Genomic DNA, 24,680 nt, shown 5'->3' on the forward strand with positions numbered 1-24,680 from the left:
CATGCCCGCTTCAAAAAAAGCGGTTCCCGGGCGTAATCAGTCTGGTATGCTATGAGAAGAAAAATGAATAGACTTTCCTGCGATTGCACAACAAAAAAACGGACAATGTCCTCTCGTCTGTCTGTTTTGTTATGCGTGTGTCATTAGCAAGAAAAAGTCTTCATTCTTTCATCTCCTGTCTTTATAATCTGAAAATATCGTATCAGAAAAAATCTGGGAAGTCAATACAAAATCATATAACAATGGCGGTCCAACAGGGGACGGAAGTTAAAAACAATTCATACATTTTAGAATATTCAGAAAACGGAGCGCAAAGGGGTCTGACCCCTTTGCGTGTTTGCGTTTATCTTCATACCTATGTTAGAATAATGTAGTTAGTGAAAAGGAGGATACTATGTCATTACAGTTTATTTTCGGGAATTCCGGTGCAGGGAAGTCCTATTATTTATATCAGACGGTTATTGAAGAATCTATGAAGAATCCGGACCTGAATTATCTTGTTCTTGTTCCGGAGCAGTTTACGATGCAGACGCAGAAGGATCTGTGTACGATGCATCCCCGGCATGGGATTATGAATATTGATATACTGAGCTTTGGAAGGCTGGCGCACCGTATCTTTGAGGAAACGGGAGGGGATACGAAGCGGGTGCTGGATGATGAGGGGAAGAATCTGATCCTGCGCAAGATTGCGGGGGATTATGAGGAGGACCTGAAGGTTTTGAAGGGGAATCTGAAGAAACAGGGGTATATCAGTGAGGTGAAGTCTGTTATTTCGGAGTTTACCCAGTATGGCATTGGGTTTGATGAGCTGGATGAGTTTATGGAGGAAATTGAGCCGGAGAGTTATCTTTACTATAAACTCCAGGACATCCGGAAGGTGTATGAAGGTTTTGAAGAGTATCTGGCGGATCAATATATTACAAAGGAGGAACTGCTGGATGTTTTGAGTGATGCGGTTCCGCAGTCTGCTCTTTTGAAGGATAGTGTGGTTGTGCTGGACGGGTTCACGGGATTTACCCCTGTGCAGAATAAGCTGCTCGGAGAACTGATGCGTGTCTGCAGGAAGGTTATGGTTACGGCGGTGCTGGATGGGCGGGAAGACCCATATGTGTACCAGCATCCTTACCAGCTTTTTGCGCTGAGCAAGCAGATGGTTACGAGTCTGGTGAAGATTGCCGGAGACTGCCATGTGGAGATTGAAGACGCGGTCTGTCTGTACAAGCGGCCCCTTTACCGCTTTAAAGACAACGAGGTGCTTGGATTTCTGGAGTCGGAAATCTTCCGGTATTCGAAGCGGCAGTATGAAAGGGAACAGGACGTGCTTACTGTGCATGCAGCCAGAAACCCGAAGAAAGAGGCGGAATATACGGCCTCCCGGATCCGGTATCTGGTCAGGGAGAAAGGAATGCGTTACCGGGATATCGCGGTAATCGCCAGTGACCTGAATGCCTATGCCGTTTGTCTGGAAAAGGCCTGTGACAGTTATGGGATACCTGTGTTTATGGACCACAAGAAAAGCATTCTCCTGAATGCTTTTGTAGAATATTTAAGAAGCCTGCTGGCTATGGCTGAACAGGGATTTTCTTATGAGAGTGTCTTCCGGTTTCTCCGGACACAGATGGCGGGATTTACCCACGAGGAAGTGGACCGGATGGAGAACTATGTGCTCGCTCTGGGCCTGAAAGGGTATAAGAAATGGCAGGGCGCATGGGTACGCCGGACGGCCGGGGTTGAGGAGGAAGAGCTTGCCACACTGAACCATCTGAGGGTCCGCTTTGTGGAAAATATAGATGCTTTGGTCTACGTACTAAAGCAGCGGCGAAAGACCGTGAAGGACATCACCGCCGCGATTTACACGTTTCTGGTAAAACAACAGTGCCAGATCCGGTTAAAGGAAATGGAAGACCGCTTTCAGGAGCAGGGGGAGCTTGCACTTGCCAAGGAGTATGCCCAGGTATACAGGATCGTCATCGAACTGTTCGATAAGTTTGTAGAACTTCTGGGGGATGAGCAGATTTCCTTAAAAGAGTACTGTGAACTTCTGGATGCAGGGCTGGAAGAAGCAAAAGTCGGAGTCATCCCGCCCAGTCTTGACCAGGTGGTGATCGGCGATGTGGAGAGAACACGTTTAAAGGATGTAAAAGCCTTATTTTTCGTGGGGGCCAATGACACACTCCTGCCGGGAAATCTGGGGCAGGGCGGGCTTTTATCGGAGCGTGACAGGGAGCATTTTACGGAGAAAAAAATCGCACTCTCACCGGGATCAAAAGAAAAGACCTATATTCAAAAATTCTATTTATACATGAACCTGACCAAACCGACAGAATATCTGTCGCTCTCTTTCAGTAAAGTTTCGGCGGAAGGAAAAAGCCTCCGCCCAGCCTATCTGATTCAGGATATCAGGCGTCTGTACCCTGAACTGAAGATTGTGGATGAGGAGAAGATGGGACTTACGGATCAGGAGCTTACCCAAAAGACCGCAATGGAGTACCTGATCGATGGTCTTCGCAGCCGTGCTTTCGGACTGAGCGGGGAATGGAAGGAACTCTATTCATGGTATATTGCCAGCGAAACACAGAACCGTCTGAAAGACAGCGGCAAAGGTGCGGCAGAGATGATGCTGGAAGCCGCGTTTTTCAGGAAAGAGCCGGACAGACTGACGAAAAAAGCGGCGGAACTTCTGTACGGTGATGCATCCAGATTCAGTGTCACCAGGCTGGAGCGTTTTGCATCCTGCGCTTATGCACATTTTCTCACATACGGGCTGCGGCTTTCGGAGAGGGAACAGTACCAGTTTGAGGCAATGGATCTCGGAAACATCGCACATCAGTCGATGGAACGGTTTGCCAGGAAGGCAGATGCAGGCAGGGTTACATGGCCGGATATGGATGAAAAGATGCGCACGCAGCTGATTGAAGAGAGTGTGGAGGAAAGTATTGTGGACTACGGAAATACGGTCCTTTTCAGCAGCGCGAGAAACGAGTATATGGTAACGAGGATTAAAAAACTGATCCACCGTTCCGTATGGGCACTGACAGAACAGCTTAAAAAAGGTGATTTTGTGCCGAGCGGTTATGAGATGAAATTTGGAAGCGGCAAGATCGACAGGATTGATACATGCGAGGACGAGAATAAAGTCTATGTGAAAGTCACGGACTACAAGACCGGCTCCAAAAGTTTTGACATCACATCCTTTTACCACGGCCTGCAGATGCAGCTCCCGGTGTACCTCAATGCGGCGATGGACATCGAGAAAAAGCGCCATCCCGGGCAGGAAATCCTGCCGGCCGGAGTTTTTTATTACCGCATGAAGGACCCCATAGTGGAGAAAGAGAAGAATGAGGTACTGTTGGAGGAAAAATTACTGAAGGAGCTGAAGCTGGACGGACTTGTCAATGCAGACGATGCCGTAATTGAACATTTGGAGAAGGGATTGAGCGGGACCTCGAATCTGATCCCAGTCGGAAAAAATAAAGACGGAAGCCTGAACCGTTATTCTAAGGTGCTTGCTCCGGCAGAGTTTTCCACGTTGTTAGAGTATACGAAACAGAAAGAGCAGGAACTAAGAACACGGATCATGAACGGAGAGGCAGGGGCACGGCCGTTTGAAATGGGAAACAGTACCGGGTGTGACTACTGCGCTTACCGCGACATCTGCGGATTTGAGCCCGGACTGGACGGATACGAGTATCAGCGGCTCGAAAAGCTGAGTAAGGAAGAGGTTGTGGAACAGATGAAACAGAAAACAGGAAAGGAGGGTCAGGAAAATGGGCGTTAAGTGGACAAGCGAACAGCAGCAGGTCATTGATTTAAGAGAACGGAATATACTTGTTTCGGCAGCAGCAGGTTCCGGAAAGACGGCCGTTCTGGTAGAAAGAATCATCCAGATGCTTACAGATGCAGAGTATCCGGTGGATGTGGACAGGCTCCTCATTGTGACCTTTACGGAGGCTGCGGCTGCTGAAATGAAGGAGAGAATCCGTGAGGCCATCGAAAAATCTCTGGAGGAGCATCCCGAAAACGTACATCTCCAGCGTCAGGCCACTCTCATACACAGTGCCCAGATCACAACTATACACAGTTTCTGCCTGTCGGTAATCCGTGACCATTTCCATGTGCTGGACATTGACCCGGGATTCCGCATCGCGGAAGAAGGGGAGCTGAAGCTTCTCAAGCAGGATGTGCTGGATGAACTGCTGGAAGAGCGCTACGCAGAAGGTGAGATTCCCTTTCTGGAATTTGTCGAAAAGTTTGGGACGGGCAGGAATGACAGGAAGATTGAGGAAATTATCCTCAAACTATATGAATATTCCAGAAGTTATCCACAGCCAGACGCGTGGCTGGAAGGCTGTGCACAGGATTACAGGACCCACGGGGAAGACCTGGAAGAATCTGCGTGTATGAGGCGCGTAAAGGAACTTGTCCGCCAGAAGGCGGGGGACATGCTTTCTATATTAGAAGAAGGGCTCGTGGTGTGTGATATGCCGGATGGCCCGTATATGTACGGGGACATGCTCGAAGCTGACCGGAGTGTGATTGGCCGGATAGCAGAGGCCGGTTCCTTTGAGGAAATGTATCAGGCAGTGGGGCAGACCACCTGGAAACGGCTCTCTGTGAAGAAAGATGAGTCTGTTGATGTGGATAAAAGAGAAAAAGTCAAGGCCATGCGTGAAAAAGTCAAAAAAATGTGCAAAGACATGGCGGCTATGTACTTTTATGAAGAACCACAGGAAATCATGCAGGATATGCAGGAGGCGGCAGATTCGATGGCCGTTTTGTCAGGACTGGTACAGCAGTTCGGGGATCATTTTTCGGAGAAAAAACAGAGCAAAAATATGATTGACTTCAGCGATATGGAGCAGTTTGCATTGAAGATACTGACCGTTACAAAGGACGGGGAGCTTGTCCCGTCCCCGGTAGCCCGTGAATATCAGGAACAGTTCACAGAGGTCATGATCGACGAGTATCAGGACAGCAACCTGATTCAGGAGGCAATCCTGACAAGTGTCTCTACCGTGAGCAGAGGGAAAAATAATGTGTTCATGGTCGGTGATGTGAAGCAGAGTATCTATCGGTTTCGTCTGTCAAGGCCGGAGCTGTTTATGGAGAAATACGACACTTACAGTCAAAAAGACAGCGACCGGCAGAGGATTGATCTACACAAGAACTTCAGAAGCCGGGAGGAAGTCTTAAGCAGTGTCAACTTTATTTTTGAACATATCATGCGGAAAGAATTGGGCGGAATACTCTATGATGAGCAGGCGGCACTTTATCCGGGGGCTGCTTACGACCCCCAGACAGATGAACGGGGGAACACAATCAATCAGGCCGAACTTCTGCTGGTGGACACGTCCGCGGACCAGATACCGGATGAGGTACGTGAGAATGCAGACGACAGCATGGATATTATAGAAGGGACCGGAAAACAGATGGAGGCCCGGGCCGTGGCAAAGCGCATCAAGGAGCTGATGCAGTCCGGCCGTGTTCTCGATAAGGCAACGGGAAATTACCACACTCCCATGTATAAAGACATCGTGATTTTGACCAGAAGCATCAAAGGCTGGGCGGATGTGTTTGCCGAAGTACTCGGGGAGGAGGGAATACCGGCCTATGCGGGGAGCAGGGAGGGGTATTTTGAAACTTATGAGGTCAGCATTCTGCTGGATTATCTCCAGATTCTGGATAACTTCCGTCAGGAACTTCCGCTGACGGCGGTGCTGACATCACCATTTGCAGGACTGGATGCACAACAGCTCGCAGATATCCGGAACACATTCCCGGAGGCCCCGTTTTATGATGCAGTCAACAGATATGCCTGTGAAGCATTGGAAAATGCAGGAGACGAAAGTGCTCACACAGAGGACGGACCAGAAATAAACTCTGAGATCAGAAAAAAACTTCAGCAGTTTTTAAAGGTGTACCGGCAGTTCCGAGATACCGTGCCATACACGGCAATCCATGAGCTTCTCTGGCATATTATTGAAGATACCGGCTATGGCATCTATATCGCATCCATGCCGGGTGGTGCCCAGCGTATGGCAAATGTAGAGATGCTGGTAGAGAAAGCGTCGGCCTTCGAAGGTACCAGTTATAAGGGTCTTTTTAATTTTGTGCGCTATATTGAGCAGCTTCAGAAATACGACGTGGATTACGGGGAGGCGAATATAGCAGACGAGCAGTCCGACACGGTGCGAATCATGACGATCCACAAGAGTAAAGGACTGGAATTCCCGATCGTGTTCGTTGCGGGGATGGGAAAACAGTTTAACACACAGGATGTAAAAGGCAGTATTGTGATCCACCCTGAGTGGGGAGTGGGAATTGATTCCATCGATCTGGAAAAACGGACAAAGATTCCAACAATTCTGAAAAAAGTGATTCAGGAAGAGATCACAAGGGAGAATCTCGGTGAAGAACTCCGGGTGCTCTATGTTGCCCTGACAAGGGCAAAGGAAAAACTAATCATGACGGCGCAGCTTCCCCATGCCCAGGAAGTACTGGAAAAATTAAGCGCAGACCCGCGGCAGGGAAAGCAGACGGAGGCCCTTCCGTACTACATGCTGGCCAGTGCCCGGTCTTATCTGGACTGGGTCCTTCCGCTGGTTCCATTGGTTACGGAGGAAATTCCTCTGGAAGTCCGTATAGAAGACTGCTGGAATCTGTCTGTGAATGAAACCGCGGACAGAAAAGCCGAAGAAATAGCAAAAGACGTGCTTCAGCACTGGGATACTGGGAAAGTTTATCATGAACAACTGGGGAATCAATTGAAGGAACAATTGGGGTATATTTACCCGTATGAGCCGGAAGGAAAACTGAAGCTTAAGTTTACCGTATCTGAGTTAAAGAAACGTGCCTACCTCGAAGAAGAGCCGGCAGAGGAGTTATACAAAGAGGCTGAGGTCGTACCTCTTCTCCCCGGGTTTCTGAAAGAGGAAGCCGAACTCAGCGGTGCATCCCGGGGAAGCGCTTACCACAGGCTGCTCGAGCTTCTGGATTTCAGACAACAATATAATGAAGAAACACTGGGTCAGGAGATCGAAAGGCTGGCAAAAGAAGGCAGACTTTCCGAAGACATGGCGCAGTGTATACGCATAGCAGACATACTGGGCTTCCTGAACTGTGAAAGCGGGCAGAGAATGCATCAGGCCGCTGCCAGAAATCAGCTAAGAAAAGAGCAGCCGTTCGTGCTGGGCGTAAAAGCCGAAGAAATCTATCCCGAAGAACAAAGTGGCGAGACCATCCTTGTTCAGGGAATCATAGACGTATATTTTGAAGAAGACGGTGCCCTGACCGTGCTCGACTACAAGACCGACAAGGTGCGTACTGCGTTGGAGCTCAAAGAAAAATACCATGCCCAGCTCGACTACTACGCTCAGGCATTGGAGCAGCTTCTCGGAAAGAAAGTGAAAGAAAAAATTATCTATTCATTCACCCTGAAAAAAGAAATTCAGGTTTAAAATAGGCGGCTGAATCACTATTCTGCACACCCGCAGGGGGCACAGCAATGATTCAGCCGCCAAAAAAACTACAAGAGAGGAGAACGATAGTGCAGCATAAATACATCATCATATACCTGATACTAATAAACCTCATTACCTTTTTCACCTACGGTGCCGACAAACAAAAAGCCAGAAAAAACAAATGGCGCATTCCTGAAAATACCCTCATCCTACTTGCCCTCTCCGGCGGCTCCATAGGGGCATACCTCGCAATGCAGACCTTCCGTCACAAAACCCAAAAACCTAAATTCAAGATAGGAATTCCCATAATCATACTGCTTCATGCAGCCCTTCTGGTGCGATTAATCTGGTAAAGCAATACATAGGATTAAAAACAGGGGTAGTCAATATGGCTGCTCCTATTATTCTTGAAATATTAAAAAGTCGTAGTTACTTCTGATTCTAAATTTTACTATTAAAATATTCCTGAGTCACTTTTAACTGTTTCTTCATAATTTCTTTCCACATATGTGAGTGTATTTCTCCTGAACCCTTAGACACTTTTGTCATGCGTATATTTCCATCTTCATCAATTTTTCTGTAGAAGTAATGGTCAGTATCTTTATATAATTCCCACCCATCCCTATCACAGAATCTCTTTAGTTCTTTCCATCTTGGCACTGTATTATATCTCCTATCTTTTTAGGATCATCCATAATTAATGCTTTAAATATATACGGAATATGCTTTTCCCTATTCGGGGTATGAGAATATAACTGATAATTACTATAATACTCCAATGAATATTCTATTATTGCATTTCCGAGGTTAACTCTCGCTTCTGATTCATCCTTTCCATTTTCAATCAAATCGATTTCATTTAGGGATAATGTAATAGAGCCATCATTTTCTATAAATTTTTCCGCTGTAAAAGAATAAATATCTAAGATTACAGACATTGTATTCAAATCAGAAAACCACATTTTGTCGCGAGTACGTTTTATAAATTTAGGTTTCTCCCTAATAACACTGTCACAAACCGCACTCCATTCTTTTCTAACTGTTGATGCTTGTGTCATTAACATATCGATCATCTCCTTTACTATCTCCATTATATCATAATTGTACACTTTGTCAATAATGTACAAAACGTACACTTATATAATCGTATGGATTTTCATACTGTTTTATTCATAAAAATCTTCCAAAGATTCCTAAAGATATTCTAAAGGTTTATAATAATGATTGACAGATGATATTATACATAATATAATATAGAAAAATAAATAATATTAATGAGTTCGTAATATTAAGCACATGATAATATTAAAAGATTCATAATACTATGATAAGGGAGTGATTATATGGTATTTAACACCGGTGCAGCACTGTTGGATGCAATTGTCCTTGCGGTTGTCTCCAGAGAAAGTGAAGGTACTTACGGTTATAAAATTACCCAGGACGTACGCAGGGCGATTGATGTATCGGAATCAACGCTGTATCCCGTACTGAGGCGTCTTCAGAAGGACGAATGCCTGGAAGTTTATGACAGACAGTTTGACGGCCGCAACAGGAGATACTATAAAGTAACAGAAAAGGGAATGGCACAGCTGAATTTGTACAGAGTTGAATGGAAGACTTATTCGAACAAGATTAACGAGATATTTGAGGGAGGTGTAACGGCATGAGTCGAAAAGAATTTATGGATAGGCTTGAGGCATTGCTGGCAGTAATTCCGGCGGAGGAGAGAAGTGAGGCTCTTCAGTTTTATACAGATTACTTTGAAGATGCCGGGGAAGAGAATGAGGCACAGGTGATAAAAGAACTGGGAAGCCCGGAGCAGGTAGCTGCGATGATCAAAGCTGATTTAAAGGGTGATAACAGTGACAGCGGTGAATTTACGGAACATGGATACTCAGATTCCAGATTTGACCAGAAAAACAACCCGGTACCGAGGCCGAACCGTTATAAGAGGGCAGAGGGCGGCTATACCTACCACAGTACAGACGGCGGCCAGTCATATGGAAAGCAGGGTTACGGCAGTGATTCATATAAGAACGGGGAAGAATACAAAGAAGGGCCCAGAACAAGCAAGACGTTAAAAATTGTCCTGATTATCCTGATCGCTCTGGCGGTTATCCCTGTAGGATGGCCGATCCTGCTCGGTATCGTGGGAATCTGCATCGGACTTGTATGTGCCTCGTTTGGACTGTTCGCCGGATTAGTTATAGGTGCCCTGGTATTGATGGGAGCGGGACTTTTCATCTTTATTCTGGGCCTGACCAAGATAATTGCGGCACTTCCGGTTGCACTTTTGACAAGCGGATCAGGATTAATCATCTTTATTCTGGGCCTGATTGCCGTTGTAGCGTCGGTCAGACTCTGCATTATAGTATACCCGGCGATTTTCAGATGCATTGTGAATATCTGCAGATGGCCGTTCCACAGAAAGGCGGTGTCATAACCAATGAAAAAAGGATGGAAGATTTTCTGGATTGTATGTATATCTGTTTTAGGCGCAGGCATCGTATTATGTATTGCAGGCACTATTATGGGGGCTACGCTGTCGGAAGTCCGCAGTGCCTACGGAACAGAGGAATACTACAGACATGGGGTTTTATGGTACCATAATAATTGGGGCGATCGGGAAGATTACGACGATTATGAGGATGATTATGACGATTACGACTATTATGACCATTATGATCAGGAAGAACATGAGGACCATTACGATGGAGAAACGCATGTGTCAGCGTCTGGACAGGATGTGCATAACTTTCAGGGAATCAGAGAAATTGATCTGGAGCTCAGTTACATGCAGGTAGTTGTCAAGGAAGGCAGTGGTGATTCAGTCATAGTAGACACAAGTGATGTAAATGAAAAGCTGAAAGACCGCCTGATTCTGGAACAGGAAGACGGTGAATTGAAAATAGAAGATCAAACAACTCATAACCTATGGAAAAAAATCAGCATAAAAGATGCAGGGACAATGGTCATTCAGGTTCCGAAGGACAGGGCCCTGGAAGATGTATCGCTGGAAGTAGGCGCGGGCCAGCTTTCAATAGAAAGTATAAATGCCGGGTGCCTGGATCTCAATGTGTCGGCAGGCAGGGCAGTTGTGAAGCAGTTTGAAGTAAAGGATCTCAATGTTGACTGTGGTGCCGGTGAGGCAAAATTATCTGGGACCGTAACACGCAATTCAGAAATTGAGTGCGGGGTAGGCCGTATAGAACTCGCCCTGACAGACGGTCAAAACGATTATGATTATGAATTAGACTGTGGTATAGGCCAGTTGAAAGTGGGAAATGACAGCTACACCGGTCTGAGCAATAAGCGCCATATAGACAATGGCACCGGCAAAAAAATGGAGATAGACTGCGGTATAGGAGAAATAGAAGTATCCTTCGGAGCATCATTATAAAGTCCCCTGTCCTTTGCAGTTACGGGAGAACCAATCACATTTAGTATCGATAATAGAGGAGGAATCATTATGTCACAGAAAAAATTATACCGTTCAAGAAGCAACCGCATGATTTGTGGAGTATGTGGAGGAGTAGGGGAGTACTTCAATATTGACGCAACTCTGGTACGTCTGTTGTTAGTCCTGCTGGGCTGTACAGGGTCAGGGATTGTGGCGTATTTTATAGCCGCTATCATCATTCCGGATGAGCCGGTTTAATACAAAGCATCTTGAAAACAGGCGCTGTGCCAGATGGACTACGGTAAACGGTACAGTATAATATCAGGATATGAAACATAAAAATCCGCCGCGGGAAGCAAACGGTTCCGCGGCGGATTTTATGCATTCTATCATTTTTTCTGCCCCTTCTTTGAATGTCTTCCGGCATACAGGCAATACTCCTACCAAACAAGAAAGGTAGGTAAAAAAATATGTCAGCAAAAAAAGAAAAACCAATAGACTTGAAAAATCTGGAACCGGATGAAAAAGTAAAGTACGAAATAGCCGAAGAATTAGGGCTTCTTGATAAAGTGATGGCGGAAGGATGGCGTTCATTATCCTCAAAAGAAACAGGCAGGATCGGAGGCCTCATTACGAAAAGAAAACGAAAGAGTTGAAAAAACTATGATTTTTTGATACAATTGTACGACTGGGGAGAAGAAGCATAGGTGATGTGAATGGAAAAGAGGATTAATATCTTTGATGTGGAGATTGACGGCTTCACAGCAAAGGCTGCCATGAAGGCGGCCGTTGAGTACATGCAGAGTGAGTCCATCAATACGATAGAAATTGTTACATTGGATATGCTCATGCAGGGACAGGACAGCCCTGAATGGAAAGAAGAGACGAAAGAGATAGACCTCGTGCTCCCAGGTGAAAAAGAAATCCTGGAAGCCGCTGAGATACTGGATAAAAGTTTATTGAAAGATGTTACAAATAAAATGTTTTTAAAGATGTTCCTCCGTTATCTCCAGAGGAACAGGAAGCGGATATTTCTGGTTGCAGGTTCAGAACAGGAGCTTGAGAAACTCAGAGAGGCCCTTGAGAAGTATAATAAAGGAATCATAGTCGTTGGAACCGGCATCCTGGATGCTGAAGGAAAATCAAAGGAAGAAGTGATCAATGAAGTGAACGGCGCGGAGACGGACTGTATATTTTCCGTGCTGCCGTCACCGCTTCAGGAAGAGTTCATTGTAAATAACAGTGCTTTGCTCAATGCCAGAGTGTGGCTGGGGTGTGGCCAGACACTTGTCCGCAATTACGGCGAGAGACAGACGGGCAGGGTACGCCGGTTTTTTATCAAAAAGATATTCCGCTACAGGGTGGAAAAAGAAAAGAAAGAGAATTAAAAGTTACTGTTAAAAAGCAGCCCGGACTCTCCGGCGGCCCCGGAAAATTATGGAAGCATTTTTGAACGAAGAATAATTTTGTGAACTATGTATAGTTTCGAAAATATGAATTTTTTGTAAAATATATGAGGAAATGCATAAAAAAGGTGGATTTCCTCTTTATTTTTTTGACGTTATGCATTAATATATAATTTATATATGTGCGTTCTCAATCTTACGGGAACTAAAACTTTGTGAAAAATGCACATGAGAATGAGCGGAGGAGATAAAGTATGATTTCAAATCAAATACTTCAAAACACGATTGAAGGCCTTAAAGGGATTTCCAGAATTGATTTCTGTGTTCTGGATACGGAAGGGAAGGCGCTTGCCACTACATTTGATGATTCGAAGGAATATGAGAGTGCTGTCTTATCTTTTGTAGAATCTCCTGCTGACAGCCAGGTGATTCAGGGATGCCAGTTTTTTAAGATTTTTGACGAGCAGCAGTTAGAGTATGTACTGCTTGCCGGCGGTGAGAGCGAAGAAGTATACATGGTCGGCAAGATTGCAGCATTTCAGGTTCAGAGCCTGTTAGTTGCTTATAAGGAGAGATTTGACAAAGATAACTTTATTAAAAATCTTCTTCTGGATAACCTTCTGTTGGTGGACATTTATAACAGGGCCAAAAAATTACATATTGACACAGAAGTAAAACGTGTTATCTTTATTATTGAGACATCTCATGAAAAAGACAGCGTGGCACTCGACAATGTAAGGAACCTTCTCGGAGGAAAGTCCAAGGACTTTATTACAGCTGTTGACGAGAAGAATATTATTGTCGTAAAGGAACTTTCTGACAAAGACGGCGGCAGGGAACTTGAGAAGATGGCAAAAGATATGCTTGATACACTGAGGGATGAGAGTGATGAAGAACATATCCATATTGCATATGGAACCATCGTCAGCGATATCAAGGAAGTTTCCAAGTCTTACAAAGAGGCAAAGCTTGCACTGGATGTAGGCAAGATCTTCTTCGATGAGAAAGACATAGTGGCATACAGCACGCTCGGTATCGGCAGACTGATCTACCAGCTTCCGATTCCGCTTTGCAAGATGTTTATCAAGGAGATATTCGAGGGGAAATCTCCGGACGATTTTGATGAGGAGACATTGACGACTATCAATAAGTTCTTTGAGAATAGCCTGAATGTATCAGAAACGTCAAGACAGCTGTATATTCACAGAAATACTCTGGTATACCGGCTTGATAAGCTGCAGAAGAGCACAGGCCTTGACCTTCGTGTCTTTGAGGATGCGATCACGTTCAAGATTGCCCTTATGGTAGTGAAGTACATGAAGTATATGGAATCATTGGAATACTAGAATCTATCAGATAAGAGGGGCGGGACGCATGGGGACCGCTTGGGATGATATACACGGAGTATGAATAATTAGGAGGAACATATGATTGAATTAAGAAATGTAACGAAGGAGTACTCTAAAGGCAATGCCGCGCTAAACGGCGTGTCTGTAAAAATTGAGCGTGGCGAATTCGTTTTCATTGTGGGAGACAGCGGTTCAGGTAAATCAACTCTGATTCGCCTGATCATGAAAGAACTGGATCCAACAGAAGGGACGATTATCGTTAACGGGCAGAACCTGAACCGGATGAGACATCGTCACATTGCAAAGTACAGAAGGGGGCTGGGAGTCGTTTTCCAGGACTTCCGTCTGTTGAAAGACCGTAATATTTATGAGAACATTGCATTTGCACTGCGTGTTACAGAGACACCTACGCGTGTGATCAAAAGGAAGGTGCCGGCGGCACTTTCACTTGTGGGACTGGCACAGAAGTATAAGTCATTCCCGAAGGAGCTGTCAGGGGGAGAGCAGCAGCGTGTAGCAATTGCAAGGGCAATTGTAAATGAACCTGCTATTTTGTTGGCCGACGAGCCGACTGGTAACCTGGATCCAACAAATTCATGGGAGATCATGAGTCTGTTGAAAGAGGCGAATGAGAGAGGGACAACTGTTTTGGTTGTTACTCACAACCAGGAAATCGTAAACGAGATGAACGAGCGCGTCATAACGATGAAACAGGGCGTTATCGTCAGTGATGAACAAAAAGGTGGGTATTTCGATGAGGATTAGTACTTTAGGATACGTAGGAAAACAAGGTGTTAAGAATATCGGCAGGAATAAGATGTTCTCGCTTGCATCTGTCGCAACGATGTCAGCCTGTATCTTCCTGTTTGGTCTGTTCTTCTCCATCCTGCTGAACTTCCAGCATATTATTAAGTCAGCAGAGGAAGGGGTGGCCATCACCGTATTTTTTGATGATGAGGCAACACAGGACCAGATCGACAACATCGGGGAGCAGTTAAGGAGCAGAGACGATGTTGCAGATGTGAAGTTTGTTTCAGCAGATGATGCATGGGACAAATTTAAGAATGATTATTTTGGTGATAATGCAGAACTGGCGGACGGTTTTAAGAATGATAACCCGCTGGCCGGATCTGATAACTATGAAGTATATATGAAGACAGGTGATAATGATGAAGAGAGCCTTTCGGTCAGGAGCAAGTCTCTTGCGGCGACACAGCAGGATCTTGTGAAGTTTGCAAAGAGTCTCGACGGGGTCAGAAAGGTCAACAAGTCTGATGTTGTGGCAAATACATTGTCCAGCGTGAATGTGCTCGTCGGCTATGTTTCCATTGCAATTATCATCATCCTGTTTGGTGTTTCCATCTTCCTGATCAGTAATACGGTTACGATGGGTATTACGGTCCGCAAGGAAGAGATTGCAATTATGAAATATATTGGTGCGAAGGACTTTGTTGTCCGCTCACCGTTCGTAATTGAAGGTCTGATCATGGGTCTGATTGGTGCGATTATACCGCTGGCATTACTGTACGGATTGTATGGCAAGGCGGTAGAGTATGTACTGACGAAGTTCCAGATACTGAATAACATTATCAATTTCCTGCCGGTAACGTATGTATATCGTTTCCTGCTTCCAATTGGTTTGTTATTAGGTGTTGGTATTGGTTTTATCGGAAGTTATTTCACAGTACGCAAGCACTTAAAAGTATAGGGGGAGCCTATGAACAGACGAAAGAGGAGTATAATAAGCGCGGTACTGGTGATTGTCCTTTGTTTTGGCATGGCTTTGAATGTGAATGCCGAGACAGTCGATGAGGCAAAGAAGAAGGCACAGGAACTGGAAGACAAGAAGAATGCGGCGGAAAAAGAAAAAGAAGCACTTGCCGCACAGCTGAATGCAGTCATCAGTGACATGGATAAGATGAGGGAAAAACTGGAAAAGAAGCAGGCTGAGATCGAGCAGGCAGAAGAAGAGCTTGTGCAGGCTAAGGTTGATGAGAACAACCAATATGAAAGCATGAAGAAGCGTATCAAGTTTATGTATGAGAACGGTAATTCCCAGTTGATTGAAATCTTGATAGAAAGTGATAATATTGGTGATTTTTTAAATAAGGCGGAGTATGTTTCTCAGATATCTGCATATGATAGAGAGATGCTCGTTGAGTTCCAGGATGTTGTAAAAGATGTAGAGGCTAAAGAAGAATCACTTCAGAGTGAATATACAGAGCTGAAGGGACTGCAGGATGACCTGATCGCGAAGCAGAATGAAGTTCAGACACTTTTGGAGGATAAGAAGGTTCAGATCTCCAGTCTGGATAAGCAGATCGGGGAGAACGCGGCGAAGCTTGATGAATTGATTAAGCAGGCCGAGGAGGAGCGCCAGAAGCAGATTCAGCAGCAGGAGGCGGCAAGGGCCGCGGCGAATAACAGCGGCGGGGGCGGAAGCTACGCACCACCTAGCAGTACGCCGGTAATCAGCGGAAGCGGACAGTTTACGAATCCCTGCCCCGGCTCATCGATATCCAGTACATTTGGATACAGAGATTTTGACGGAGCTTTCCATAAGGGGCTGGATTTGGCAGCCGGAGAAGGAACGCCTACATATGCAGCGGCGGACGGCTATGTTGTCATTGCAGGCTGGAGCGACAGCGCCGGGAACTGGGTTGTTATCAATCATGGAAACGGACTGGTAACAAAGTATATGCACCACTCAGCTCTTGCTGTTTCAGCAGGACAGACAGTATCCAAAGGTCAGCAGATCGGATACGTAGGAAATACTGGAAATTCATTCGGGGCACATCTGCATTTTCAGGTGGAACTGAATGATGTGGCAGTTGATCCGCAGGGGTATCTGTAAGAGATTACGGGTATCCGCAGAGGAAGGAAAGCCAATGGGCTTTCGTATATGAAAATCTCGAAGATTGGACATAGAATATGGAGAATCGTAATAAAAGTTTTATAAAGGGGGCGCTGTATGGCGCCCTCATTATGCTATTAATCGTTACAATGGGCGGCTGTGCATGGAGGTTTGTGAGTGACAGGACCCAGTCCCCGGGTTCGGCAGCCGTAAAAGCGGAGTCAGACAGTGCAACAGATGAGAAATTAAAACAGCTGGGAGAGCTGATTGATAAAAACTATCTGTATTCCGATGATATTGATACAAAGGCTCTTCAGGACGGCATTTACAGCGGTTATGTAAGCGGCCTTGGCGACCCCTATACCGTGTATTACAACGAGGAACAGACAAAAGACCTGATGGAATCGACAACGGGTGAGTATTCAGGAGTGGGAGCCGTCCTGACAAAGGATCTTACTACTGGTCTGATCACAATTGTAAATGTATACAAAGATTCGCCGGCGGAGAAGGCCGGACTGGAAGACGGTGACATTCTGTATCAGGTAGATGACCACGAGATTGCGGATGAGGACCTGACAGAAATTGTGTCGTGGATCAAGGGGGACGAAGGAACCGGTGTGACACTGCACGTTTACCGCGGGGATAAGCTGGAAAAGGTAGAATGCAAAGCGATACGCGGCGTAGTGGAAGCGCAGACTGTAGAGTATGAAATGAAGGACGGCGGTACCGGATATATCCGTGTGACCGAGTTTGATACGGTTACTTACGAGCAGTTTAAGAATGCTCTGGCTGATCTGGAGAATCAGGGCATGACCGGACTTGTGATTGACCTTCGTTCTAATCCCGGAGGGAATCTGGATACTGCCGTGGATATGTTGAAACTGATACTGCCAAAGGGAATGATTGTATCCACGAAAGATAAGTACGGTAATACAACCGAGTATTCAAACGAAGAAGACCACGAATTTAAGAAACCGCTTGCTGTTCTGGTAAACCAGTATAGTGCGAGTGCAGCCGAAATATTCGCCGGAGCCGTGCAGGATTACGGAACAGGGCAGATAGTAGGCGTCACCACTTATGGAAAAGGAATTGTACAGCAGCTCTTTGACCTCGGGGACGGAACCTGCCTGAAGGTAACGATTTCAGAATACTTCACACCAAACGGCAGAAACATTCATAAAAAAGGGATTACACCCGATGTAGAAGTAAAATTTACGGCCGATGAAAACAATAAAGAAGCAGATAACCAGCTCGATAAGGCTCTGGAAGTTATTAAGGGGGAATAAATTTCCTCTTGCAATTTGGAAAGTTGTGTGCTATTATTGGTAAAAGTTTTAACAGATTAAAGTGTTAAACGATAAAGGCTGTGAACAAGACTCTGATTTTCAGAAGCTGACAGGAAGCAGGCGTCACCGACTGAGAGCGCCGGACAGTGGAGAAGATTAAGGGAACACTTGGGAGCTGACCCGCTGAATGATTCAAAGTAGGCCGGTACGTTTTGCATACGTTACATGCACAAAAGTGGGATAGGTGTTATTTATTGCCTGTTCAATGCGGGTGGTACCGCGGATTATATGATAAGAATCCGTCCCGGGATGCAGATGCATCCCGGGACTTTTTGTGTTTACAGAAATACTATTTCAATCCGGGATGTATCAAAATATGAGACAGAAAGGAGAAAGAAAATGGAAATTGTAACTGGAAGAATGAAAAAAGACACACTGGAACTTCATGAACTGCTTAGAGAGGGAATTACTGGAAATCGTGTCAAAGTAAACGGTACAGTCCATACAATCCGGGACATGAAAACGGTAGCATTCATCATTTTGAGAAAACGTGAGGGACTGGTACAATGCATTTTTGAGGAGGGATTTTCAAAATTTGACTTGAAGGATCTGCGGGAAGCTGATACAGTCGAAGTAACAGGAATACCTGCACAGTCAGAAAAAGCTCCCGGGGGCATTGAGATCAGGATTGAAGATATAAGAGTATTGAGCAGTCCGGCAGAGACGATGCCGCTGCCAATCGCAAAGTGGAAGATGAAGACTTCCCTTGAGGCAAAGCTGAATTACCGGCCGATTGCACTTCGCAATGTCAGGGAGCGGGCGAAGTTTAAGATACAGGAGGGCATTGTCAGGGGATTTCGGGACTTTTTGTATGAGGAAGGATTTACAGAGATCCACACACCGAAGATCGGGGCAAAGAGCGCAGAAGGAGGGGCGAACCTGTTTAAGCTCGATTACTTCCACAGACCGGCGATCCTCCAGCAGAGTCCGCAGTTCTATAAGCAGATGATGGTGGGCGTGTTTGACAGAGTGTTTGAGACGGCACCTGTATTCCGGGCCGAGAAGCATAACACGAAACGGCATCTGAACGAGTACACGAGCCTGGATTTCGAGATGGGATTTATCGATGGTTTTGAAGATATCATGGCGATGGAGACTGGATTTCTTCAATACACGATGAAGCTTCTCGAGAAGGACTATGCGGCAGAGCTTGCGCTTCTGGATGTCGAACTCCCGAAAGTGGATGAGATCCCGGCAGTCAGATTTGATGAGATTAAGAAGAAGGCAGCGGAAAAATACGGCCGGAAGATCAGGACTCCATACGATCTTGAGCCGGAGGAAGAACAATTAATAAGCCGATATGCAAAAGAGGAATGGGATGCAGATTTCGTATTTGTGACTCACTATCCATCCAGAAAACGTCCGTTCTACGCAATGGATGACCCGGAAGATGAGACCTGTACTTTAAGCTTTGATCTTTTATTCAGGGGAATGGAGATTACAACAGGCGGACAGCGTATCCATGATTACAAATCCCTAATGGCTAAGATGGAGGCCAGGGGGATGGAAGATGAAGGGATGGAGCAGTACCTGAGTGCATTCAAACATGGCATGCCGCCGCACGGAGGCCTTGGTATAGGGCTGGAGCGGCTGACCATGAAACTGGTTGGAGAAGAGAACGTACGAGAGACAACATTGTTCCCAAGAGACTTAGGCAGGCTGGAACCATAAACAGTTTTCAGATACCGGGCTGAACTGCAGGGCACAGACACCTTTGCAAAAGAGGCCGGATACGGAATGAGAGGGGCCTATGTTTGAAAAGAGATGTTATTTATGCGGAGGGAAACTTGCAGATGGAAAATGTATAGACTGCGGACTCGATAATACAAGAAATGAGAAGATGACGTACCGCCTGAACCAGAGCAGCAGCTCAAGGATGGCGAAGGAGCGTTCCCACATTGAATCTACATGGGGGAAGCATGACAGGAGCGGGGAGGGCCAGAAAAGTGCAGACAATACAAATGCCCCGCATGCTGCAAAGCATAAGAGCAGTACGGACAGAATCAATCCTCCTGTAAGTCTGGGGAAAAAGGCAGGGACGCAGCAGAATGGAAATGTGCTAAAAGCGGCTGGCATGATTCTTGTATTAGTAGTCATGGTATCAGGAATTGTTTTCAATATGAAAAAGCAATATGATGAGAGCCTTCCTGCTGATTATGGGAATGTAACTTTAGTAGAGGATGAAGATCCGTATCAGTTTGCCGAAAGGGAGTTGTTAGCTGAGGGAGAAGACTATCGTGTTACGCTGGATCCCGGGGAATACCGGGTCGGTGTACATCTCCCGGAAGGGAATTACCAGGTAATTCTGGATGATGGGAGCGGGACAGTATCTGTAGACGATTATGAGAATTCTATCTACCTGTGGCAGGGGATCGGACCGGATGAGGAATACGATGAGCTTAAGGAATGGATTGATGTGAGGCTGTATCAGGGCGCGATGGTGGAAGTAAGTGGTAACCTGCGTGTAGAATTTATGACAGAAAATGGCCGGACCGACTGCATGGAAGAGCAGACAAAGAATCCTCTGACAGAACAGGTAGTACTGAAAAAGGGCACCGAGTTAACGGCAGGGAAAGACTTCCCGGCCGGAGTTTATGACATAGGGTCTGGCGGCGGGTGGACCAACATCAGGTACGAGGTTCCTTTATATACAGATTATGAGGATGAGGAGATGAATTTCTTAAGCCGCAGCAGATTTGTATCGGCCGACGAGATTGATTCCGTATACCGCAACACCGTTCTCCCCGGGGGGACGAAGATATGCGCATTGGATGCAGATGCACGCCTTATACCGAGTGAAGTGATAGAGACAGAAGATTACGATGCTTACTATGATGAGTACAGATAGTCAGAACATGTAAAGGGGTATGACCCTGAGAGTAAATGAAAGGTGGTTTTTATGTCCAACAAGATTTCAGACGAGACAATAGAATATGTGGGTATCCTCTCCAAGCTGGAGCTGTCCGGTGAGGAGAAGGAGGACGCAAAGGCAGACATGGAGAAGATGCTGGATTATATCGATATATTAAACGAACTGGACACGGACGGGATCGAACCGATGTCCCACGTATTCCCTGTAAATAATGTTTTCCGTGAGGATGTTGTTACCAATGGTGACAACAGGGAGAAAATATTGGAAAACGCACCTCTTAGAAAGGATGACAGCTTTGAAGTACCGAAAACGATTGGTTAGGAGGAGACAGGAAAGATGGGGATATTAAGTCTTACAGCTTTAGAACTTGCAAAAAAGATTCAGGATAGGGAGATTTCAGCAGTAGAGGCGGCAAAAGCAGCCATTGCACAGGCAAAGGCCGTGGAGCCGAAGATTCACAGCTATGTGACACTGGATGAGGATGGCGCCGTACAACGTGCAGAAGAGATTCAGAAGAAGATAGAAGAGGGTGTATTAACAGGACCGCTGGCAGGTGTGCCGGCAGCGGTAAAGGATAATCTGTGCATCGAGGGACAGCTTACCACGTGCAGTTCCAGAATCTTATCCAACTTCAGGCCTGTATTTACGGCACAGGCAGTCGTAAATATTCAGAAGTCAGGGGCGGTCGTTTTAGGAAAGACAAATATGGATGAGTTCGCTATGGGCAGTACGACAGAGACGTCTTACTTTGGCCCTACGAGGAATCCGCATAATCCGGAACATGTTCCGGGCGGTTCTTCCGGCGGCTCCTGTGCGGCCGTGGCAGCCCAGGAGTGCTGGTACGCGCTTGGTTCCGATACAGGCGGTTCCATACGCCAGCCGAGTGCTTTCTGCGGGGTTGTGGGACTGAAACCAACTTACGGGACGGTTTCCCGCTATGGGCTGATCGCTTATGGTTCTTCTCTGGACCAGGTCGGACCGGTTGCGAAAGATGTTGCAGACTGTGCGGCCATACTGGAGACGCTTGCTTCCCATGACGAGAAGGACAGTACTTCAGTGAAACGTGAGGACATCCGTTTTACCGATGCCTTAAAGGCAGATGTAAAGGGGGTACGCATCGGAATCCCGAAAGATTATATCGGGGAAGGGCTGGATCAGGAAGTCAGGCAGGCGCTTCTGGATGCGGCAAAGCTTCTCGGGAAAAAAGGGGCGGTTGTCGAGGAGTTTGACTTAAGCCTTGTGAAATATGCGATCCCGGCTTACTATGTGATCGCATCTGCGGAGGCAAGCTCCAACCTTGAACGGTTTGACGGAGTGAAATATGGATATCGGGCGGGGGACTATGAAGGGCTCCATAATATGTACAAGAAGACCCGTTCAGAAGGCTTCGGACCGGAAGTGAAGCGGCGGATTATGCTGGGGTCTTATGTATTAAGCTCCGGTTACTATGATGCCTACTATCTGAAGGCGCTGAGGACAAAGGCGCTGATCAGGCAGGCTTTTGACCGGGCATTTGAAAAATACGATGTGATCCTTGGCCCGGCGGCTCCTTCTACGGCGCCAAAGCTCGGTGAATCACTGAAAGATCCTTTGAAAATGTATCTGGGGGATATCTATACGGTAGCGGTCAATCTGGCCGGACTTCCCGCGATGTCCGTTCCGGCCGGAAAAGACAGCAGGGGGCTTCCCATCGGGATGCAGCTAATAGGAAACAGTTTTCAGGAAAAAACGCTGATTCGCGCAGCCTACACTTTTGAATGTGAGACAGAGAAACAGTTTGTTACTCCGGCAGCAGGAAAGGGGCGTGAATAATATGGGAAAACAGTATGAGACCGTCATCGGATTAGAGGTCCATGTGGAACTGGCGACAAAGACAAAAATATTCTGCGGGTGCAGCACTGCGTTCGGGGGCGCGCCCAATACCCATACATGCCCAGTGTGTACTGGACAGCCGGGGTCACTTCCGGTTTTGAATAAACAGGTAGTAGAATACGCGATGGCAATTGGCCTGGCGACAAACTGTGAGATCACCAGGGTAAGCAAATTTGACAGGAAGAATTATTTCTATCCTGATAATCCGCAGAACTACCAGATTTCACAGCTTTATCTGCCGATTGCCAGAAACGGATATGTGGAAATAGAGAGCGGTGGTGTCACCAAAAAAGTGAGAATCCATGAGATGCACATGGAAGAGGATGCCGGAAAATTAATTCATGATGAGTGGGATGATACAACACTGGTGGACTATAACCGGAGCGGCATCCCTCTGGTGGAAATCGTCTCAGAACCGGATATGCGTTCGGCAGACGAGGTGATCAGCTATTTAGAGAAGCTGCGCACGATCATCCAGTATCTGGGGGCATCTGACTGTAAGCTTCAGGAAGGCTCTATGCGGGCGGATGTCAATCTTTCCGTGCGGGAGGCAGGAAGCACGCTGTTTGGTACAAGAACCGAGATGAAGAACCTAAACTCTTTCAAAGCGATTGCCAGAGCCATTGACGGTGAGCGCAATCGGCAGATCGAACTGCTGGAGGCAGGAAAACCGGTAATTCAGGAGACAAGGCGCTGGGATGATAATAAAGAGCATTCTTATGCGATGCGTTCGAAAGAAGATGCACAGGATTACCGCTATTTTCCGGAGCCGGACCTTGTCCCGATTGTGATCAGCGAGGAATGGATCAAAGAAATAAAAGCGAAGCAGCCGGAACTGCGCTCTGAAAAATTGGAGCGGTATAAAAGAGAATACGATATCCCCCAATATGATGCGGAAATCATCACAGATTCCAGAATCATTGCGGATATCTTTGAATCGGCGGCAGCTTTATGTGGAAAACCGAAAAAAGTCTCCAACTGGCTGATGGTGGAAACACTGCGTCTCTTGAAGGAACATAATATGGAGCCGGAGGACATCCGTTTTTCACCGGAGAATCTGGCAAAGCTTGTAGATCTTACAGAGGCGGGCACGATCAACAGCTCTGTGGCGAAGGAAGTATTTGAAAAAATATTCGCTGACAATACAGACCCGGAGCGGTATGTGGAAGAAAATGGCCTGAAAACGGTAAACGATGAGGGGGCCCTGAAATCAGTCATAGAAAAAATTATCGCAGATAACCCACAATCCGTGGCCGATTACAAGGGTGGAAAAGAGAAAGCAATCGGCTTCCTTGTGGGTCAGGCGATGAAGGCAATGAAAGGGAAGGCAAATCCCCAGATGGTCAGCCAGATGCTCAAACAGGCAGTCACAGAAGGTGATTCATAATTTGCAATCATTTCAAACAGAGACACTATATGGTCTGATTCCGATACTGCTTCGGTGTCAGGCCATATGTTTTCTTAAACACATTCTGGAAGTAGGCCTGACTGGAGAAACAGAGGTAATTACTGATTTCGCTCAGAGTCTTGTCGGAGTAGGAGAGTAAACCTTTCGCTTCCTCCAGTTTACAGCGCATAATGAAGCTGCTGATATCGAAGCCGAGTTCTTTCTTGAATTTCTGTGTGATGTAGGACCTGCTTTTTCCGGAAAATGCCGCAACATCATCGACTCGTATCAGTTCATTCGTATGCTGCGAGATGAATTGTACACAGTCAAAAATATCCCTCGACAGGCCCTGGGGAATCTTACTTTGGGCAACTCTCTCCGTAAAATCATAAATGACTGTGCGCTGGAGCCCAAGTACGGCCTCCACAGTCTGCATCTTTTCCCCCTCCTGGATATATATGTCACTGAGCTGGTAAGCCTGTTCGATATCCATGCCTCCTGCAATTGCTGCCCTGGTGGTAAGGGTTGTGCATGCAATCAGCAGATTTTTGGCATTTCTTAACGGGGTATCACCAATCAGGCCGGTAACCAGATTGTGCTTTGCCTCTTCTGTCATCTTCATTAAACGCCAGGTCTCACCCTCACGGACGCATTCCAGATACTGCTGTTCAAAGGAATATGTATTATGGTAGATATGCCCCTCTTTCGCCTCATACACATTAGCCGAATGCATG

22 protein-coding genes are annotated in these 24,680 nt (G+C 46.3%); 19 read left to right on the forward strand and 3 right to left on the reverse strand.

The genetic code is table 11. The annotated features are described in order from the left end of the window. The first annotated feature begins 394 nt into the window (after positions 1–394). From addB to DWX43_RS09005, 3 genes are read left to right on the forward strand one after another with little or no spacing between them, the layout of a single operon-like run. Entirely contained in the window at positions 395–3,778 is a 3,384-nt protein-coding gene (gene addB, locus DWX43_RS08995) for a helicase-exonuclease AddAB subunit AddB (protein ID WP_118620072.1), read from the forward strand. Next, positions 3,768–7,457: a helicase-exonuclease AddAB subunit AddA gene (gene addA / locus DWX43_RS09000; RefSeq protein WP_118620073.1), complete on the forward strand. Its 3,690-nt coding sequence runs from the start codon at positions 3,768–3,770 to the stop codon at positions 7,455–7,457. Before addB ends, addA begins: the two co-directional genes overlap by 11 nt. Positions 7,458–7,504: 47 nt before the next feature. Beyond that, complete coding sequence (locus DWX43_RS09005; RefSeq protein ID WP_118620074.1) at positions 7,505–7,813, forward strand: DUF1294 domain-containing protein; 309 nt, start codon at positions 7,505–7,507, stop codon at positions 7,811–7,813. A gap of 88 nt (positions 7,814–7,901) precedes the next feature. On the opposite strand, the gene DWX43_RS09010 is transcribed toward DWX43_RS09005, so the two are convergent. Together DWX43_RS09010 and DWX43_RS09015 are read right to left on the reverse strand one after the other, a co-directional pair. Beyond that, entirely contained in the window at positions 7,902–8,120 is a 219-nt protein-coding gene (locus DWX43_RS09010) for a type II toxin-antitoxin system HicA family toxin (RefSeq protein ID WP_118620075.1), read from the reverse strand. Beyond that, positions 8,099–8,524 carry a hypothetical protein gene (locus DWX43_RS09015; RefSeq protein ID WP_182440660.1) on the reverse strand — a complete coding sequence of 142 codons (426 nt, stop codon included), beginning with the start codon at positions 8,522–8,524 and terminating at the stop codon, positions 8,099–8,101. Before DWX43_RS09015 ends, DWX43_RS09010 begins: the two co-directional genes overlap by 22 nt. A 279-nt stretch (positions 8,525–8,803) precedes the next feature. Here DWX43_RS09015 and DWX43_RS09020 point away from each other — a divergent pair, with 279 nt between their 5' ends. The 16 genes from DWX43_RS09020 (at position 8,804) to gatB (ending at position 23,946) form a co-directional block, all read left to right on the forward strand. Beyond that, the gene (locus DWX43_RS09020; RefSeq protein ID WP_109730985.1) at positions 8,804–9,127 is read left to right on the forward strand and encodes a PadR family transcriptional regulator; all 324 of its coding nucleotides are present in this window, start codon (positions 8,804–8,806) and stop codon (positions 9,125–9,127) included. Continuing rightward, on the forward strand, positions 9,124–9,903 hold the full coding sequence (locus tag DWX43_RS09025; RefSeq protein ID WP_118620077.1) for a DUF1700 domain-containing protein: 780 nt from the start codon (positions 9,124–9,126) through the stop codon (positions 9,901–9,903). Before DWX43_RS09020 ends, DWX43_RS09025 begins: the two co-directional genes overlap by 4 nt. Before the next feature lie 3 nt (positions 9,904–9,906). Beyond that, positions 9,907–10,860 carry a DUF4097 family beta strand repeat-containing protein gene (locus DWX43_RS09030; protein WP_118620078.1) on the forward strand — a complete coding sequence of 318 codons (954 nt, stop codon included), beginning with the start codon at positions 9,907–9,909 and terminating at the stop codon, positions 10,858–10,860. A 69-nt stretch (positions 10,861–10,929) separates the two neighbouring features. Further along, positions 10,930–11,118 (forward strand): PspC domain-containing protein, encoded by a 189-nt coding sequence (locus DWX43_RS09035; protein WP_109730988.1) that lies wholly within the window; start codon positions 10,930–10,932, stop codon positions 11,116–11,118. A gap of 212 nt (positions 11,119–11,330) precedes the next feature. Continuing rightward, positions 11,331–11,516, forward strand: a complete 186-nt coding sequence (locus tag DWX43_RS09040; protein ID WP_109730989.1) for a small, acid-soluble spore protein, alpha/beta type — start codon at positions 11,331–11,333, stop codon at positions 11,514–11,516. 60 nt (positions 11,517–11,576) lie between these two features. Continuing rightward, positions 11,577–12,248, forward strand: coding sequence for a WecB/TagA/CpsF family glycosyltransferase (locus DWX43_RS09045; protein WP_109730990.1), 672 nt, complete (start codon positions 11,577–11,579; stop codon positions 12,246–12,248). 272 nt (positions 12,249–12,520) lie between these two features. Continuing rightward, positions 12,521–13,612, forward strand: a complete 1,092-nt coding sequence (locus DWX43_RS09050; RefSeq protein WP_109730991.1) for a helix-turn-helix domain-containing protein — start codon at positions 12,521–12,523, stop codon at positions 13,610–13,612. Between the two features lie 81 nt (positions 13,613–13,693). Beyond that, positions 13,694–14,380, forward strand: coding sequence for a cell division ATP-binding protein FtsE (gene ftsE / locus DWX43_RS09055; protein WP_109730992.1), 687 nt, complete (start codon positions 13,694–13,696; stop codon positions 14,378–14,380). Further along, positions 14,370–15,323, forward strand: coding sequence for a permease-like cell division protein FtsX (ftsX, locus tag DWX43_RS09060; protein WP_118620079.1), 954 nt, complete (start codon positions 14,370–14,372; stop codon positions 15,321–15,323). Before ftsE ends, ftsX begins: the two co-directional genes overlap by 11 nt. Positions 15,324–15,332: 9 nt before the next feature. Beyond that, a complete protein-coding gene (locus DWX43_RS09065; protein ID WP_118620080.1) occupies positions 15,333–16,469 on the forward strand; it encodes a M23 family metallopeptidase in 1,137 nt (378 codons plus the stop codon). A gap of 77 nt (positions 16,470–16,546) precedes the next feature. Continuing rightward, positions 16,547–17,755, forward strand: coding sequence for a S41 family peptidase (locus DWX43_RS09070; RefSeq protein ID WP_118620081.1), 1,209 nt, complete (start codon positions 16,547–16,549; stop codon positions 17,753–17,755). Between the two features lie 399 nt (positions 17,756–18,154). Beyond that, positions 18,155–19,486 carry an aspartate--tRNA(Asn) ligase gene (gene aspS, locus DWX43_RS09075; RefSeq protein ID WP_109731118.1) on the forward strand — a complete coding sequence of 444 codons (1,332 nt, stop codon included), beginning with the start codon at positions 18,155–18,157 and terminating at the stop codon, positions 19,484–19,486. 79 nt (positions 19,487–19,565) lie between these two features. Beyond that, positions 19,566–20,663 (forward strand): hypothetical protein, encoded by a 1,098-nt coding sequence (locus DWX43_RS09080; protein ID WP_118620082.1) that lies wholly within the window; start codon positions 19,566–19,568, stop codon positions 20,661–20,663. Positions 20,664–20,714: 51 nt separating this feature from the next. Further along, the gene (gatC, locus tag DWX43_RS09085) at positions 20,715–21,008 is read left to right on the forward strand and encodes an Asp-tRNA(Asn)/Glu-tRNA(Gln) amidotransferase subunit GatC (RefSeq protein WP_109730997.1); all 294 of its coding nucleotides are present in this window, start codon (positions 20,715–20,717) and stop codon (positions 21,006–21,008) included. A gap of 15 nt (positions 21,009–21,023) precedes the next feature. Then, the gene (gatA, locus tag DWX43_RS09090) at positions 21,024–22,499 is read left to right on the forward strand and encodes an Asp-tRNA(Asn)/Glu-tRNA(Gln) amidotransferase subunit GatA (protein ID WP_118620083.1); all 1,476 of its coding nucleotides are present in this window, start codon (positions 21,024–21,026) and stop codon (positions 22,497–22,499) included. Position 22,500: 1 nt separating this feature from the next. Then, a complete protein-coding gene (gene gatB, locus DWX43_RS09095; RefSeq protein WP_118620084.1) occupies positions 22,501–23,946 on the forward strand; it encodes an Asp-tRNA(Asn)/Glu-tRNA(Gln) amidotransferase subunit GatB in 1,446 nt (481 codons plus the stop codon). Positions 23,947–23,971: 25 nt separating this feature from the next. Here the strand turns inward: gatB and DWX43_RS09100 are convergent, their stop codons facing one another. Next, positions 23,972–24,679 (reverse strand): helix-turn-helix domain-containing protein, encoded by a 708-nt coding sequence (locus tag DWX43_RS09100; protein WP_118620085.1) that lies wholly within the window; start codon positions 24,677–24,679, stop codon positions 23,972–23,974. Position 24,680 lies beyond the last annotated feature (1 nt).

Source organism: Clostridium sp. AF19-22AC, from assembly GCF_003479085.1.
Lineage (GTDB): Bacteria > Bacillota > Clostridia > Lachnospirales > Lachnospiraceae > Faecalicatena_A > Faecalicatena_A orotica.

Bases quoted from the DNA above. Each gene is read 5' to 3' on its own strand.
- DWX43_RS09020 (WP_109730985.1), top strand. From the start codon at position 8,804: ATGGTATTTAACACCGGTGCAGCACTGTTGGATGCAATTGTCCTTGCG.
- gatB (WP_118620084.1), top strand. From the start codon at position 22,501: ATGGGAAAACAGTATGAGACCGTCATCGGATTAGAGGTCCATGTGGAA.
- DWX43_RS09035 (WP_109730988.1), top strand. From the start codon at position 10,930: ATGTCACAGAAAAAATTATACCGTTCAAGAAGCAACCGCATGATTTGT.
- addA (WP_118620073.1), top strand. From the start codon at position 3,768: ATGGGCGTTAAGTGGACAAGCGAACAGCAGCAGGTCATTGATTTAAGA.
- DWX43_RS09045 (WP_109730990.1), top strand. From the start codon at position 11,577: ATGGAAAAGAGGATTAATATCTTTGATGTGGAGATTGACGGCTTCACA.
- aspS (WP_109731118.1), top strand. From the start codon at position 18,155: ATGGAAATTGTAACTGGAAGAATGAAAAAAGACACACTGGAACTTCAT.
- addB (WP_118620072.1), top strand. From the start codon at position 395: ATGTCATTACAGTTTATTTTCGGGAATTCCGGTGCAGGGAAGTCCTAT.
- DWX43_RS09065 (WP_118620080.1), top strand. From the start codon at position 15,333: ATGAACAGACGAAAGAGGAGTATAATAAGCGCGGTACTGGTGATTGTC.
- DWX43_RS09070 (WP_118620081.1), top strand. From the start codon at position 16,547: ATGGAGAATCGTAATAAAAGTTTTATAAAGGGGGCGCTGTATGGCGCC.
- gatC (WP_109730997.1), top strand. From the start codon at position 20,715: ATGTCCAACAAGATTTCAGACGAGACAATAGAATATGTGGGTATCCTC.
- DWX43_RS09040 (WP_109730989.1), top strand. From the start codon at position 11,331: ATGTCAGCAAAAAAAGAAAAACCAATAGACTTGAAAAATCTGGAACCG.
- gatA (WP_118620083.1), top strand. From the start codon at position 21,024: ATGGGGATATTAAGTCTTACAGCTTTAGAACTTGCAAAAAAGATTCAG.
- DWX43_RS09080 (WP_118620082.1), top strand. From the start codon at position 19,566: ATGTTTGAAAAGAGATGTTATTTATGCGGAGGGAAACTTGCAGATGGA.
- DWX43_RS09025 (WP_118620077.1), top strand. From the start codon at position 9,124: ATGAGTCGAAAAGAATTTATGGATAGGCTTGAGGCATTGCTGGCAGTA.
- DWX43_RS09050 (WP_109730991.1), top strand. From the start codon at position 12,521: ATGATTTCAAATCAAATACTTCAAAACACGATTGAAGGCCTTAAAGGG.
- ftsX (WP_118620079.1), top strand. From the start codon at position 14,370: ATGAGGATTAGTACTTTAGGATACGTAGGAAAACAAGGTGTTAAGAAT.
- DWX43_RS09030 (WP_118620078.1), top strand. From the start codon at position 9,907: ATGAAAAAAGGATGGAAGATTTTCTGGATTGTATGTATATCTGTTTTA.
- DWX43_RS09015 (WP_182440660.1), bottom strand. From the start codon at position 8,524: ATGTTAATGACACAAGCATCAACAGTTAGAAAAGAATGGAGTGCGGTT.
- DWX43_RS09005 (WP_118620074.1), top strand. From the start codon at position 7,505: ATGATTCAGCCGCCAAAAAAACTACAAGAGAGGAGAACGATAGTGCAG.
- DWX43_RS09100 (WP_118620085.1), bottom strand. From the start codon at position 24,679: ATGCATTCGGCTAATGTGTATGAGGCGAAAGAGGGGCATATCTACCAT.
- ftsE (WP_109730992.1), top strand. From the start codon at position 13,694: ATGATTGAATTAAGAAATGTAACGAAGGAGTACTCTAAAGGCAATGCC.